The organism is Alphaproteobacteria bacterium (assembly GCA_024244705.1).
Lineage (GTDB): Bacteria > Pseudomonadota > Alphaproteobacteria > JAAEOK01 > JAAEOK01 > JAAEOK01.
In genome coordinates this window covers 26,377-40,026 of record JAAEOK010000064.1, presented here as the reverse complement: position 1 = coordinate 40,026, position 13,650 = coordinate 26,377, and the positions used below count along the sequence as shown (strand labels likewise).

Genomic DNA, 13,650 nt, shown 5'->3' with positions numbered 1-13,650 from the left:
GGTTCGGAGCCTTTCGACAGTACGGGTCGGTAATTAGCGGGCCGCGACCTGGAGCTTGCGGAAGGCCGCGTAGCGCAGGGATTCGGCTAGGTGGTGACGGTGAACCGTATCGGCCATGGCGGATGAGCCGAGGACCGCCAGATACGTCCCGAGCATGGCCTCGTCGGCGGCCAGGTCGGGGTCGCCCGACCAGCCGACGACGGCGAGCCGCAGCCCGGCGACCAGATCGCGCAGGTCGGCCAGCCGCGCGATCGCCCGCGGCAAATCGCCGAGATCCCGGCCGGTTTCGCGCAGCCCTCGGGCAATTTCCCAGGCGACCAAGTTCTTGAGGACATTGCGCTCCAACAAGCCGTCCGCCCGCTGGCCGCCGCCGATTGCGAGGCTGGCGCGCGTGATCCCGTTGCGCAAACCGATCACGTCCTTATAGCGCACCGTCACCTCGGCGACCGGTCCGGGCCCGTCGGCAACCACGTCGAGCAGGACGACATGGGAATCGCCGGCAAAGAAGTTCGGGATCACGATTTGGATGCCCTCCTCGTCGTCGCCGCGATCGGCTTCGATGCCGAGGTTGCGGGCCAGCCGCTGGTCGATCGCCTGTTCGGCCTCGCGTACGCGTTCGGCGTGCGGCTCGCCGAGCGGCCGCGAGCCCAAGACGTCGATCAGCCTGACCCCCGCGGCGAGCCGAATGCGAAGCCGGACCGCGCGCGCCACGGCGCCGCTCGCGGCGTGCAATTCGCGGTCGACGAGCGCCATCGCCTCGGCCGGTGAGGCCAGAATCCGCCGGCTGCCCTGGCCGGCCGCGACCAGGCGGTCGATATTCGCCAGCTCCGCCTGCGTTCCCAGGCTCACCACGCTCAACGGCACACCGCCGATCGCATTGCGGTGGGCGAGCCGTTCCAGCATGTCGATGTCGTCATCGAGCGAGTCGCCGGTGACCAGCAGCACCAGGCTCGAGCCGAGGATGGCGTTGGGATCGTCGCCCTGGCGCACGCCGTCCGCGGCCCGCGCTACCGCGTCCAGTAATTCGACATTCTGACCACCGCCTGCCGCATCGCTGTCGAATAACCGGTCGAGGGTGATCTGCAAGGGGCCGTGCTTGAACTGATCGGGTGCGATCAACCGGCCGCCGGACGGCCCGGCGACGGTCAGCGAAAAGCGGTCACCGGGCTGGTCCATGCGCTCGAGCGCCGTCATCAGGGCGCGGATCCGGGTCGCCATGTCGCCGTCGGCACCGGACAGCAGATCGAGGACGACGCCGATGTTCATCGCCGGCCGGTGCCCGCCCTGGCGCTCGGCGCCCTTGAGGCCAACCTGGATGCGCAGCCGGGTCTCGCCCTCGATGGCGGCGGTGTCGGCGTCGAGATACACCGCCAGCGCCGCATCACGCGGGGCGTCGAACGGCTGCTCGATGGGATGCACCGCCTGTTCGAGTCGAACGTCGGAGCCCAGCGCCGCGCGGTTCCACGCCGCCAGCCGAGCCTGCAGCAGGCGCATCTCGGGATCGCCCGGGATATAGGTGTTGGCCCAATAGCCGGTTGGCTCCTGGAAGGTCAGGCCATCGAGCGCGCGGTAGGATGTGAGGAAATCATCCGCCGGTTGCCGCGTCCGATCCGAAGTGGAAAGGATGTCGACGGCGCGCCGCTTGTTCTCTTCCGATTGGACGAGGCCGCCGAGCGGTGCGTTCGCGTTACCCGATAGACCTCCCGCCACGCCGGCGTCACCGGCGATCACGGGATCTGCATCCGGCACGTTTTCCGCCCGGCCCTTGTCGAGCGATTTGGTCGCTGCCTTCTTCTCGTCGGCGGGCCCGGTAACCGAGCCGGCGCCGGCGGCAAAGACGTCGTCCCCGGGCGTGTCGTAGAGTTCGCTGCCGAACTCGGACGCCGACCGGCTCTCCTGCTTGCTTGCCTGGGCGGGGGGAGCGGCCGGCGCGCCGTGATACCGGCGGTCGCCTTTCGCCTTGCCCACCGGCGCCGAGGTCTCGGGGACCAGTCCACGTTCGAGTGTGGCCACGACATCCTTCTCGCCACCACCGCGACGATTTTCCTTGGCGAAATCGTCGGAGGAATCGGCGTCGCGCCGTTGGTTCTTGAGTTGGGCGATGATCTCCGATTCGGCGAGCAACGATTGGCCTGCCGCTCGCGACCGCAGGTCGCCGAACAGGCCCTCGTTCCCGGCCAACTCGGCGATCTCGAATTCTTCGTTCTCGCTACCGGCGACATTCTCCCGCTGGCCCGTCACCCGCGAGGATTCATCGATCGCGCCGGCAATCTCCAGGTCGGAACGCGGCGGCTCGGCCGCGCTTTGCGACTCCGCCGGCGGCTGCGGTCGGTAAAGCCCGGTTGCGACCTGCTCCTCGCTCGCGCCCAGCCCACCACCGGCGTCGGCGTATTCTCGGTCGGCCGCTCGATACGGCGCCGTCGATTCCATGATGTTGAGGGTCAGGGCCACACTCGCCGCGATGACCACGGCGGCGGCCAGGCCGCCGGCAACGTAACGACCGCGCCCGCCGCTCCACGTCGTGTCGCTTTCAGCGCCTGCCGTCCGCCGCACCGCCTCCAGGGTCGCGGCGACCAGCTCGTCCGGCGCGTCGGGGCAGGAAAGGTCGTTCAATTCCGCCTCGAGACGCTTCAGCTCGGCGGCGAACCGGGTGCAGTCGTGACAGGTTTCGAGGTGGTGCCGGATTTCGATATCCATTTCGGCAATGGCGGCCCCGTCCTCCGCCAGCCTCTGTCGAACAAGGTCACAGCGCTTCATCGGTATCTCCATGGCACCCGTCCGTTGCCTCGCGTTCGGCTCGGCCGGCGGCCAGCGCGAGGCGGGCGCGGCGCAGGTGCGTCTTGACGGTGTTGAGCGGCAGGTGCAATGCCTCGGCGATCTCTTGCTGGGGCAGGCCGATGACGGTGGCGAGCAGCAGCACCTCGCGTTGCGCCGGCGGCAGGGCGAGCAGCGCCTGTTCGAGCCACGCCAGCGTTTCGCGCGCTTCGGCGACTTGTTCCGGGCCCGGGTTGGGATCCGTCGTTTCCGGCGGGTCGCCGCCGGTCACGGCGACCAGATGGGCCGGCCGGCTGCGAAAATGATTGCGCACCGTATTGGCCACGATGGTGAACAGCCACGGTTTCAGGGGTCGCGCCGGATCGTAGGACTTGGCCGCCGCATGGACCTTGAGGAAGATGCTCTGGAAGATATCCTCGCGATCCGCCGCCGCCACGCCGCTCCGCACCAGATAGCCGAAAACCGGCCGCCGATAGGCTTCGAGGAGGGCGGGGAACGCGCCGGTGTCACCGCGGCAATGGCGGCTCAGCCAAGTTCGCGATTCGAGATCAATCACCTGCCGCCGCCGCTCTTCGATTGAGGGATCGTTCGATTGTACAGCCACCAGCCCGATCATGCGTTGAGAAGAAGAAATTCCGCTCATGACTCAACGGTACACAGATGGCGAAAAAAAGTTTCAGACGGCAGCGCGAATACCGCTCCCGCGGCCGACGTTCGAGAATTAATCTCAGATCTGCCGGCGATCGGGTTATGGTCCGAAAGCTTATCGGTCGACGACCATGCGATCGGTCATCCAAAGTCGAGCATAGACGATGGGCGATCGGTTCCGGCGTGGTATAATGCGGCCAGGTTAGCGTGGAAGACGAGTTTGCAAATGTCTCATTCCGACATAGTGCCGGGCAAAGATACCGTCGCCCCACTCGAGGGCACGGCGGCGGTGGGGTGGCTCAAAGCGGGGTGGAAAGACCTGTGGACGAACCCGCTCCCAAGCCTGGTCTACGGAGTAATAGTCTTTGCCGTCAGCTGGGCGCTCATCCTGGGCCTCATCCTTCTTGATCTGAGCGCCTATCTCTTTCCGGCCCTGGCCGGGTTCCTGGTCATCGGGCCAATCCTGGCGATTGGCCTCTACGAAAAAAGCCGCCGTATCGAGAACCAAGAACCGGTGACGCTGTCCTCGATGCTGTTCTTCCACGCGCGGTCGACAACGCAAATCCTCCTGGCCGGCGTTCTGCTTTGTTTGCTCGTCATGCTTTGGATCCGGGCGGCGGTAATCCTCTATGCCCTTTTCTTTGGCCTGAGGCCGTTCGACGGGCTCGATCAGATCTTGCCGTTCATCTTTGGCACACCGGAAGGATGGGCTTTGTTCATAGTCGGATCGGCGGTCGGCGGGCTGTTTGCCGCCTTCGCCTTCTCGATCAGCGTCTTTGGCATTCCGATGCTCTACGATCGAAAGACCGATGCCTTTACGGCGATGGCCGTCAGCATGAACACGGTGTGGCACCAACTCCGGATCTTGCTGCCGTGGGGCGCCATTGTGGTCGCGCTCGGAGTCTTGACCCTGCTCTCGGGATTGGTGCTGATTATCATCGTATTCCCTCTCTTGGGCCATGCGACTTGGCATGCCTATCGGGAAACCTGCGACACCTCCCGGCTGGATTGACTTTTCAGGTCCTGGGCCGGCCCGATCCGCAGGCCGCTACGTGTTCTTATTGGTATTCCGGGGCAGTGGCCGGTCGTCGTCGGTCAATATTCGATTGGCGGCGCCGTCGAGGTCGTCGTATTGGCCGTCTTTCAGGCTCCACAGGAAGGCGCACAGGGCGACCCCGCCGAGTACGATCGAAATGGGGATGAGGTAAAGAAGGGCGTTCATCAGCAGGCTTTCTTGGCCGGCTGCAGCGTCTGCGCGGCACCGTCGCGGTCAACCTTTACGGCTTCGTCGGCGCAATCCGGCGCGCTCGAAACGGCGACGTAGAGGAGATGGGCATTGGCGCCGAGGATGAGCGCGAGGATCAACAACGCGCCTCCGACAACCCAGAACCGAACGGGCAGGTTTACCCGTCTGTTCATGACACTACTGATTCAGGCTATCGACGTAGAGCGACAGCACCCTGAGCTGGACCGGGCTGAGACGTCCGCTCCAGTGCGGCATATGCCCCTGTCGGCCACGAAATAGGCTCTCGTAGATGGTTTCGCGGTCGCCGCCGTATATCCAGTAGCCGTCGGTGAGATCGGGTGCGCCGAATTCGATTCCGCCGCGGGCATCCTCGCCGTGACAGCTCGCGCAGTTGTCGGCGAAGAGCACTTCGCCCTGCGCCACGGTATCGCCGTCCGCCTCTTCCAAACCGGACAGGTGCTGAACGTAGGTGGCAAGCAATCGGATTTCGTCGCGTTCGAGCATCTCATCCCTGCCAAAGGCCGGCATTTGCCCGAATCGGGTCTCGTCATGGCCGGAGTTGATGCCGACGCGGAGGGTTTCGTGGATGTCTTCCGGCGTGCCGCCCCACAGCCACGCCCCGTCGGTCAGGTCCGGAAATCCAGGACCGCCCCTTCCATCCCGGCCATGGCAGACGGCGCAGTTGTCGATGAACAGGCTTTCTCCGGTTTCGATCGCGACGGTACGGGCTTCCGGATCGGCCGCCAATTCGCCGAAGTCCATTGCGGCAATCCGATCCGACCATTCCGCGCGGCGTAGATCCGCGTCGGCCAATTGGCCCCGAACGTAATCGCGTTGTGAGAACCCCATCAGCCCGGATGTGTAGGAGTTGACCAGCGGCCACGCCGGGAGAAGCACCCACATCACGAGAGCGACGATGAAAACAACGGCATAACAGGCGAAGACGATCCGCGGGATCGGCGTGTCCAGCTCCTTTATGCCGCTCCATTCATGGCCCGTCGTATGGATCCCGGTATGGGGGTCGCGTTCGCCTACCGACATGGTTTGTCCTCGTCGTCCAGGATCTGATTGGCCGCGCGATCAAACGTCTTCTTGTTCGATGGCCACAGGACGTAGACCAGGACCGCAATCGAAAACGCGATGAAGTAGAACAGGCCCCACGACTTGGCGAAATAGGCGAGCGAATCATAAGAGAAATCGATCATCGCTCAGTTCGCGCCCATGTTCGCACTCTGGGTGCTCTCGAAATCGACCAAGGTTCCCAGCATTTGCAGGTAGGCGACGAGGGCGTCCATCTCGGAAACCTTGGCGCCATCGCCACCGAAATCGCGGACTGCGACCCGGTCTCCATACCTTTCGATGACGCCGTCCGCAGCCTCGCTGTCGGGATCGGCCTGACCGCGCGCATCGGCCGCCGCCGCCGCGATTTGCTCATCGGTATAGGGCACGCCCACGGCGCGTAGCGCCTCGAGGTGCAGGTTCAAGTCATCGGTGCGCAGCGGGGTGCCGGCGAGAAACCTGTAATTCGGCATGTTAGATTGCGGCACCACGTCACGGGAACGCGTGAGGTGGGCGACATGCCAGGCGTCGGAATACTTGCCGCCGACGCGGGCGAGATCGGGTCCGGTTCGCTTCGAGCCCCACAGCATCGGATGGTCGTATTGCGATTCGGCGGCGAGGCTGTAGTGGCCGTAGCGTTCGACTTCGTCGCGCAAGGTGCGAATCATCTGCGAGTGACAGGCGTAGCATCCCTCGCGGATGTAGATGTTTCGGCCAGCGAGTTCGAGCGGCGTGTAGGGCCGGATGCCCTCGACATCCTCGACGGTCTTGTCGATCGTGAACAGCGGGGCAATCTCAACAATTCCGCCGATGGACGCGACGACAATGATCATCAGGACCAAAGCCAGGGAATGGCGCTCGACACTCTTGTGTTTGTCCAGCATGCCCGATCTCACTCCGCCGGCTGCGAGGTCGGGAGCGGCTGGTCGCCGGCCTTGGTTTCCGGGCCGATCGTCGAGATGGTCTTGTATATGTTGTAGAACGCAACCACGCCGCCAGCGAGGAAGAACAACCCACCGATCGCACGGGCCACGTAGTAGGGGTGCATGGCTTCCAGCGAATCGAGGAACGAATACTCCAATGTGCCGAACTCGTTATAGGTGCGCCACATGAGGCCCTGGATGATCCCAGAATTCCACATCGCGATGACGTAGATGACGGTGCCGATGAGGGCGAACCAGAAATGCACCTCGACGAGGCGATTGGAATACATGCCGGGCCGTTTCCACAGCCACGGCACCAACGTGTAGATCGCACCAAAGGTTATGAACGCGACCCAGCCGAGCGCGCCGGCATGCACATGACCGACGGTCCAGTCGGTATAGTGGGACAGCGAATTCACCGGCCGGATCGCCATGAACGAGCCCTCGAAAGTGGACAGGCCGTAGAAGGCCGCCGCAACCATCATGAACCGCAGCGCCGCGTCGTCCCGTACTCGACGCCAGGCCCCGTTGAGGGTCAGCAGGGCATTCGCCGCGGAGGCCCAAGACGGCACCAGCAACATGATGGAAAAGGACATGCCGAGGGTCTGAACCCAGTCAGGCAGCGCCGTGTAATGGAGGTGGTGTGAGCCGGCCCACATATAGAGAAACGTGATTCCCCAAAAGCTCACGATCGACATGCGGTAGGAATAGATCGGCCGCTGCGCCTTGACCGGCAGGAAGTAGTACATCATGCCCAGGAATCCGGCGGTCAGGAAGAACGCGACGGCATTGTGCCCGTACCACCACTGGGTCATCGCATCCTGAACTCCGGCGAATAGGGAATAGCTCTTGGCATGGCCCAGAGAAACGGGAATTGCCAGGTTGTTGACGATGTGCAGCATCGCCACCACAAGTATGAAGGCGAGGTAGTACCAATTCGCGACATAGATGTGCGGTTCCGACCGCCGCGCGAGCGTTCTCAGGTAGAGGACGAAATAGACGACCCAGACGACGGTCAGCAGGATATCGGCATACCATTCCGGCTCCGCGTATTCCTTGGATTGGGTAATGCCCATCAGGTAGCCGGTGGCCGCCAGGATGCAAAACAGGTTGTATCCGGCGAAAACAATCCACGGACTGAGTGAATCGGGCAGTCGGGCCCGCGACGTGCGCTGCACGACGTGGAGCGAGGTCGCGATGAGCGCGTTGCCGCCGAAGCCGAAAATCACCGCCGACGTATGGACCGGCCGAAGTCGTCCGAAATTGCTCCAGGACTGGTCCAGATTGAAGTCCGGATAGGCCAATGACCAGGCCACCCAGTCGCCGACAAAAAACCCGATCACCGCCCAGATCATGGCAATCACGATGCCGACACGCGTCGGGGCGTCGTAATATTCTAGATTGCGGCCTTCGAGGCGATCGACAGAGGGACCATGATCCACGCACCCGGCTATGACCACGAAAGTGGCGATCAGGCCAAAGACCAGGATAATCCAGCCGTGCACGCCGAGCAGGGTATTCTGTCCGGCGAATGCGATAAGCAGGCCTAGCAATGCCACGATTACGGCCAGGACGAGTCCCAGATAGAGTTCGTTTTTGGTCAGTTCGTTCAGCATGGCTATTCCAAGAGGTCGACCGTCATGGCCCGGTGAATTATTTGACAGCTAGCAATCATAAAACACAACCGTACACTGGCAAACGCAGATGCTGTGGCGCCGAATGCGCAGACATTGTGATCACCGGTCCTATGGCGACAAGACCACCCCCGCCAACGCAGAAGCGCGATGACCCCGAAAACCGGGCATTCATCCTTGAAGACGGTGACAATGCCCTTGACCGAGATCGTTTTTCTGGCTGATCGGCAGAGATTGGACGAAACGCGATGGACGCGCAGGCACTGAGCCGGGAGGAGATCGTCGCGCGCAGCCGTCCCCTTGGTCACGGCCGATATCAACTGGACATCAGTGCGCCGACGATCCGAGCGTAGATGTCGAATTGCGTGTCCTGGTGCGGTGCCTCGCCGTCGCCGGTTTCGCCGCTGCCAACATCATGCTGCTCTCGGTCGCCGTTCTCGGCTTTGCCACCCCCTGATCGCCGCGACAGCGATGTCGGCTTCGTCGATCATCGTGACCCCGAACGCGCTGCGCCTTCGCGGTTCGGCGCCCGCCGCCCCGGTACCGGGTTGACATTCCGCGGCCACCCGCTAGGCTCCTGGCGCGCGCCCAAGAGCGCGCTGCAAAGACCGATGACCCTTGCGGGAGAGGGTGGCTCGAGGACATTCGGGCCGACGCCGAAGGAGCAACCGCCCCGGAAACTCTCAGGCAAAATGGACCGCAGGGCGAGGCGACTCTGGAAAGCAGGCGTCGGCGTGTTGCGCGGTGGCGCCTCACCGAAGGGGTAAGCCACAGGGCCACCACGGCGGCCCGGTGAATCTCTCAGGTTACGGGACAGAGGGGGCGGACCGTCGGCTGACGCCGGCGCCCGTTGACCCGAAGGGAGACCGCCCGTGGCCGAACCGACCGAATCCCTCAACCGGACACCGCTTTACGACCTTCACGTCGAGCTCGGCGGCAAGATGGTTCCGTTTGCCGGCTACGAGATGCCGGTTCAGTACCCGAGCGGCATTCTCGCCGAGCATCTGCACACCCGATCCCAGGCCGGGCTGTTCGACGTCTCCCACATGGGCCAGGTCCGGCTCGACGGCGATAACCCGGCGGCGGCGCTGGAGACGTTGGTAACCAACGACCTGCAGCGGTTGGGGAACGGCGAAATCTGTTACAACCTGTTTACCAACGATGCCGGCGGCATTCTCGACGACCTCATGGTGACCCAGGCCGGCGACTACCTGTTTGTCGTCGTCAACGCCGCGTGCAAGGAGGCGGATGTTGCCCACATGCAGGCCGGCCTGCCGTCCGGCACCGCTTTGCAGGTGCTCGGCGATCGTGCGTTGCTGGCGCTTCAGGGCCCGGCAGCGGCGGCGGTTCTGCAGCGCCACGCCGCCGGGTCGGATTCACTCCGGTTCATGCAATCGGCGGAAATGCCGGTCGCCGGCATTGCCTGCCGCGTCAGCCGGTCCGGGTATACCGGCGAGGACGGCTTCGAGGTTTCGGTTCCCGCCGATGCGGCGGAGGCGCTGGGCCGGCGCCTCCTGGCCGAGGACGAGGTGGCGCCGATTGGGCTCGGTGCCCGCGATTCGTTGCGCCTCGAGGCGGGCCTCTGTCTCTATGGCCACGATATCGACGAAACCACGACCCCGGTCGAGGCTCGCCTGGTCTGGGCGATCGGCAAACGCCGGCGCGTCGAGGGTGGCTTTCCAGGTGCCGAAATCATTCTCCGGCAGATCGAAAACGGGGTCGACCGCCGCCGGGTCGGGTTGCGCCCGGAGGGTCGGGCGCCGGCGCGCGAAGGGACGGAAATAACCGATTCCGATGGTGCCCCGATCGGACATATTACCAGCGGCGGTTTTGGACCGACGGTCGGCGGCCCGGTCGCGATGGGCTATGTCGCGACCGCGCATTCCGACCCCGAGTCGGCGGTCAACCTGTTGGTCCGCGGTGCGCCGCGCCCGGCAACGGTGGTCAAAATGCCGTTCGTCGCGGCGAACTATTATCGAGGTTAACGAAAGGGAGGCTTGATATGAGCGAAGTACGCTACTCGGAGGAACATGAGTGGATCAGCGTCGACGGCGATGTCGGCACGATCGGCATCACCGACTATGCCCAGCAACAACTCGGCGACGTCGTTTATGTCGAGCTGCCGGAGGTCGGCCGCACCGTCGAAAAAGACGGCGACATGGCGACCATCGAATCGGTCAAGGCGGCGAGCGAAATCTTTGCGCCGGTCAGCGGAGAGGTGGTCAAGGTCAACAGTGCGCTCGACGACGATCCGGCGACGGTCAACAGCGACGCCGAAGGACAGGGCTGGATGGTCAAACTGCGCATCGCCGACGCCGGCCAACTCGAGGGGCTGATGGATGCCGCGGCCTACAAGAAATTCGTCGAGGGCCTGGACTGATGCGTTTCTTGCCGCAAACCGGCGCCTATCGGGCACGGGTCGACTGAGGGGACGGACATGGGTTTCAAACTTACCGAATACATGGCCTATGACTTCGCGAATCGGCGACACATCGGGCCGTCGCCGCAAGAAATGGCCGATATGCTGACGGTGATCGGCTACAAAACGCTCGACCAGCTGATCGATGACACGGTGCCTTCGGCGATTCGCCAGGACGAACGCCTGGACTGGGGACCGGCGATGACCGAGCGCGACGCGCTGTTCCATATGCGCGAGGTCGCCGAAAAGAACAAGGTCCTGACCTCGCTGATCGGCCAGGGATATTACGGGACGACGACGCCGCCGGTCATACTGCGCAACATTTTTGAGAATCCAGCCTGGTACACGGCCTATACGCCCTATCAGCCAGAGATTTCACAGGGCCGGCTCGAGGCCTTGTTGAATTTCCAGACCATGGTTTCGGACCTGACCGGACTCGAGATTGCAAATGCGTCGCTTTTGGACGAGTCGACGGCGGCGGCCGAGGCAATGACGATGGCCCGGCGCAGCTCGAAATCGGCAAGCAATGCCATCTTTGTCGACGAAAACTGCCATCCCCAGAACATCGCCGTTGTTCAAACCCGCGCCAAGCCGCTGGGAATCGAGGTGATTGTCGGCCAGCCCGACAATTTGCAGGCGGATGCGGTATTTGGCGCGATCTTCCAGTATCCGGGCACGTACGGCCATGTGCGCGATTTTACTGATTTGATCACTCAACTGCACGGGGCCAAGGCGCTGGCCATTATGGTGGCGGATCCGTTGGCGTTGGCGTTGCTCAAATCACCGGGCGAAATGGGTGCCGATATTGCCGTCGGCTCGACCCAGCGCTTCGGTGTTCCCATCGGTTATGGCGGCCCCCATGCAGCCTACATGGCGTCGAAAGATGCGTTCAAACGCTCGATGCCGGGCCGAATTATTGGTGTGACGATCGACAGCCGGGGCAAGAAGGCCTACCGCCTCGCCCTGCAGACCCGCGAACAGCATATCCGACGCGAGAAAGCCAATTCCAATGTGTGCACGGCGCAGGCGTTGCTGGCGGTAATGGCATCGATGTATGCCGTTTATCACGGCCCGGACGGGATCAAGGCGATCGCCCAGTCGGTGCATCGTAAGACGGCGCGACTCGCCAAAGGATTGGAGAGCCTGGGCTACAAAGTCGATCCGGAGGTGTTTTTCGACACCATCACGGTGGATGTCGGCGCGCTTCAGGGCGTGATCATGAATGCCGCCGTCGCCAACGGTGTCAACCTGCGCAAGATCGGCACAACGCGCGTCGGCATTAGCCTCGATGAAAAGACCCGCCCGGAGACGCTCGAGGGCGTCTGGCGAGCTTTTGGTGGCGACATGAAGGACGACAGCGAGACCAATCGCGAGTATCGGCTGCCGGAAGCGAATCTTCGTCACAGCGCCTACCTCACTCATCCGATCTTCCACCTCAACCGGGCCGAGGCGGAAATCACCCGCTACATGCGCCGTTTGGCCGATCGCGATCTGGCGCTTGACCGGGCGATGATCCCGCTCGGCTCATGCACGATGAAACTGAACGCGACGATCGAGATGTTGCCGGTCACGTGGCCGGAATTTGCCGACTTGCACCCGTTCGTGCCGGCCGATCAGGCGCAAGGCTATGCCGAGATGATCGCCGACCTGAACGACAAGCTCTGTCAGATCACCGGCTACGATGCCATTTCACAGCAACCCAATTCGGGCGCCCAGGGCGAATATGCCGGCCTCCTGACCATCCGCGCCTATCATGAGTCGCGGGGCGAAGGGCACCGCAACATCTGCCTGATCCCGACCTCGGCCCATGGCACCAACCCGGCCTCGGCCCATATGGCGGGATGGGAAGTCGTACCCGTAAAATCGGCCGAAAACGGAGATATCAACCTCGAGGATTTTCGCGAGAAAGCGAGGGAACATAGCGCTGAACTGGCCGCCTGCATGATCACCTACCCGTCCACCCACGGCGTCTTCGAGGAGGGCGTCACCGAGGTCTGCGATATCACCCATGAACATGGCGGCCAGGTCTATATCGATGGGGCCAACATGAACGCCATGGTCGGTTTGGCGCGTCCCGGCAGTATTGGCGGTGACGTCAGCCATCTCAACCTTCACAAGACGTTCTGCATCCCGCACGGGGGCGGCGGTCCCGGCATGGGGCCGATCGGCGTCAAGAAACACCTGGTGCCGTTCCTTCCCGGTCATCCGGAAACCGGTGGCGATATTGGTCCGGTCTCGGCGGCGCCGTTCGGATCGGCGTCGATCCTGCCGGTCAGTTGGGCCTATTGTCTGCTGATGGGGGGCGCCGGACTTACCCAGGCCACGAAGGTCGCCATCCTGAACGCCAACTACATCGCCGCAAGGCTCAAGGACGATTACGACGTGCTCTTTACATCGGCTAAGGGCCGGGTGGCTCATGAGTGTATTCTCGACACCAGACCGCTGCAGGAAAGCGCCAACGTCACCGTCGACGACGTCGCCAAGCGGCTGATGGATAACGGTTTTCATGCGCCGACCATGAGCTGGCCGGTAGCCGGTACGTTGATGGTCGAGCCGACCGAGAGCGAGCCCAGGGCCGAGATCGATCGCTTCTGTGTGGCCATGCATTCGATTCGCGAAGAAGCCCGCGATATCGAAGAGAAGCGAATCGACCCGGACAACAACCCGCTGAAGAACGCGCCGCACACCGTCGGGGATCTGATTGGCGATTGGGACCGGCCCTATAGCCGTGAGCAGGCGTGCTACCCGCCGGGCGCGTTTAGGGTCGATAAGTACTGGCCGCCGGTCAACCGCGTCGACAACGCCTATGGCGACAGGCACCTGGTCTGCACTTGCCCGCCGATGGATGCCTATGAGGATGCCGCCGAATAAGCATCCGGGGGCGGGCATGGCCCACAAGCGCGGTACCAAGGTGTTGACGGTCCGCCCCGGCGTCGGTGGCGGGAT

Annotated in this window: 11 protein-coding genes and 2 riboswitches; of the genes, 4 read left to right on the top strand and 7 right to left on the bottom strand. The window is 63.3% G+C overall.

Annotated features, from left to right (window positions below):
* Positions 1 to 33 precede the first annotated feature (33 nt).
* Complete coding sequence (locus GY791_11235) at positions 34 to 2,757, bottom strand: hypothetical protein (protein ID MCP4328997.1); 2,724 nt, start codon at positions 2,755 to 2,757, stop codon at positions 34 to 36.
* Positions 2,744 to 3,331: an RNA polymerase sigma factor gene (locus tag GY791_11230; protein ID MCP4328996.1), complete on the bottom strand. Its 588-nt coding sequence runs from the start codon at positions 3,329 to 3,331 to the stop codon at positions 2,744 to 2,746. Before GY791_11230 ends, GY791_11235 begins: the two co-directional genes overlap by 14 nt.
* 318 nt (positions 3,332 to 3,649) lie before the next feature.
* Here GY791_11230 and GY791_11225 point away from each other — a divergent pair, with 318 nt between their 5' ends.
* Entirely contained in the window at positions 3,650 to 4,435 is a 786-nt protein-coding gene (locus GY791_11225) for a DUF2189 domain-containing protein (protein MCP4328995.1), read from the top strand.
* A 36-nt stretch (positions 4,436 to 4,471) separates the two neighbouring features.
* Here the strand turns inward: GY791_11225 and ccoS are convergent, their stop codons facing one another.
* The 5 genes from ccoS to ccoN all read right to left on the bottom strand — a co-directional run bounded on the left by ccoS (position 4,472) and on the right by ccoN (position 8,267).
* On the bottom strand, positions 4,472 to 4,645 hold the full coding sequence (ccoS, locus tag GY791_11220; protein MCP4328994.1) for a cbb3-type cytochrome oxidase assembly protein CcoS: 174 nt from the start codon (positions 4,643 to 4,645) through the stop codon (positions 4,472 to 4,474).
* Positions 4,646 to 4,846: 201 nt separating this feature from the next.
* Positions 4,847 to 5,710: a cytochrome-c oxidase, cbb3-type subunit III gene (gene ccoP, locus GY791_11215; protein MCP4328993.1), complete on the bottom strand. Its 864-nt coding sequence runs from the start codon at positions 5,708 to 5,710 to the stop codon at positions 4,847 to 4,849.
* Positions 5,701 to 5,871, bottom strand: a complete 171-nt coding sequence (locus GY791_11210; GenBank protein ID MCP4328992.1) for a cbb3-type cytochrome c oxidase subunit 3 — start codon at positions 5,869 to 5,871, stop codon at positions 5,701 to 5,703. The genes ccoP and GY791_11210 overlap by 10 nt, the downstream gene beginning before the upstream one ends.
* Before the next feature lie 6 nt (positions 5,872 to 5,877).
* Positions 5,878 to 6,612, bottom strand: coding sequence for a cytochrome-c oxidase, cbb3-type subunit II (gene ccoO, locus GY791_11205; protein MCP4328991.1), 735 nt, complete (start codon positions 6,610 to 6,612; stop codon positions 5,878 to 5,880).
* Between the two features lie 8 nt (positions 6,613 to 6,620).
* Positions 6,621 to 8,267, bottom strand: coding sequence for a cytochrome-c oxidase, cbb3-type subunit I (gene ccoN, locus GY791_11200; GenBank protein ID MCP4328990.1), 1,647 nt, complete (start codon positions 8,265 to 8,267; stop codon positions 6,621 to 6,623).
* 629 nt (positions 8,268 to 8,896) lie between these two features.
* A riboswitch (glycine riboswitch) is annotated at positions 8,897 to 8,995 on the top strand.
* 3 nt (positions 8,996 to 8,998) lie between these two features.
* Positions 8,999 to 9,104: riboswitch (glycine riboswitch) on the top strand.
* Positions 9,105 to 9,157: 53 nt separating this feature from the next.
* Here ccoN and gcvT point away from each other — a divergent pair.
* Genes gcvT through gcvP form a run of 3 tightly spaced genes read left to right on the top strand, consistent with a single transcriptional unit; the run spans position 9,158 to position 13,575 of the window.
* Positions 9,158 to 10,270: a glycine cleavage system aminomethyltransferase GcvT gene (gcvT, locus tag GY791_11195; protein ID MCP4328989.1), complete on the top strand. Its 1,113-nt coding sequence runs from the start codon at positions 9,158 to 9,160 to the stop codon at positions 10,268 to 10,270.
* 17 nt (positions 10,271 to 10,287) lie between these two features.
* Positions 10,288 to 10,665, top strand: a complete 378-nt coding sequence (gcvH, locus tag GY791_11190) for a glycine cleavage system protein GcvH (protein MCP4328988.1) — start codon at positions 10,288 to 10,290, stop codon at positions 10,663 to 10,665.
* A 57-nt stretch (positions 10,666 to 10,722) separates the two neighbouring features.
* Positions 10,723 to 13,575, top strand: a complete 2,853-nt coding sequence (gcvP, locus tag GY791_11185; protein MCP4328987.1) for an aminomethyl-transferring glycine dehydrogenase — start codon at positions 10,723 to 10,725, stop codon at positions 13,573 to 13,575.
* Positions 13,576 to 13,650 lie beyond the last annotated feature (75 nt).

What these genes read in the sequence shown, in the direction of transcription:
- GY791_11235 (MCP4328997.1), bottom strand. Translation starts at nt 2,757, where the DNA reads ATGAAGCGCTGTGACCTTGTTCGACAGAGGCTGGCGGAGGACGGGGCC.
- GY791_11225 (MCP4328995.1), top strand. Translation starts at nt 3,650, where the DNA reads ATGTCTCATTCCGACATAGTGCCGGGCAAAGATACCGTCGCCCCACTC.
- ccoS (MCP4328994.1), bottom strand. Translation starts at nt 4,645, where the DNA reads ATGAACGCCCTTCTTTACCTCATCCCCATTTCGATCGTACTCGGCGGG.
- ccoP (MCP4328993.1), bottom strand. Translation starts at nt 5,710, where the DNA reads ATGTCGGTAGGCGAACGCGACCCCCATACCGGGATCCATACGACGGGC.
- ccoO (MCP4328991.1), bottom strand. Translation starts at nt 6,612, where the DNA reads ATGCTGGACAAACACAAGAGTGTCGAGCGCCATTCCCTGGCTTTGGTC.
- ccoN (MCP4328990.1), bottom strand. Translation starts at nt 8,267, where the DNA reads ATGCTGAACGAACTGACCAAAAACGAACTCTATCTGGGACTCGTCCTG.
- gcvH (MCP4328988.1), top strand. Translation starts at nt 10,288, where the DNA reads ATGAGCGAAGTACGCTACTCGGAGGAACATGAGTGGATCAGCGTCGAC.
- gcvP (MCP4328987.1), top strand. Translation starts at nt 10,723, where the DNA reads ATGGGTTTCAAACTTACCGAATACATGGCCTATGACTTCGCGAATCGG.